Source organism: Profundibacterium mesophilum KAUST100406-0324 (assembly GCF_009835145.1).
Taxonomy (GTDB): domain Bacteria; phylum Pseudomonadota; class Alphaproteobacteria; order Rhodobacterales; family Rhodobacteraceae; genus Profundibacterium; species Profundibacterium mesophilum.
Window position 1 is genome coordinate 1 of sequence record NZ_APKE01000100.1, and the last position, 356, is coordinate 356.

1 protein-coding gene is annotated in these 356 nt (G+C 73.0%); it reads right to left on the minus strand.

Annotated elements, in window-relative coordinates; genetic code table 11:
* Window positions 1–350: ParB N-terminal domain-containing protein (locus PMES_RS16420; RefSeq protein WP_159966781.1), on the minus strand; the 350-nt coding region annotated here is incomplete at its 3' end.
* Between the last annotated feature and the right edge of the window lie 6 nt (window positions 351–356).

The following is a 356-nucleotide window of genomic DNA, read 5'->3' on the forward strand; positions in this document are numbered from 1 at the left end:
GAGGCGGCTTCGGGGTGAAGCTTCTCGTATATACGCTTGCGCGCCGCGAGGAAGACGGCCGTATCGAGGGCGCCGAGCTCGGACCCGCCGAGGTTGTCGTCGATCTCGACCAGGTGCGCCCAGTCGTCGCTGCAGGTCCAGACCGTCGCCGGGATATCCGTCCAGCCGAGGCGCCGGGCCGCTTCCAGGCGGTGCCCGCCGGCCATCAGTTCGAGCGCGCCGCCCCGGTGGGGCACCCGGCGCACATGGATCGGGTCCTTCATCACCCCCAGCTCGCCGATCGAGGCCACCAGGCTCAGCACCCCGGCCTCCGACACCGGCCGCAGCCGCCCGGCGGGCGCGATGCCCACCTCCGC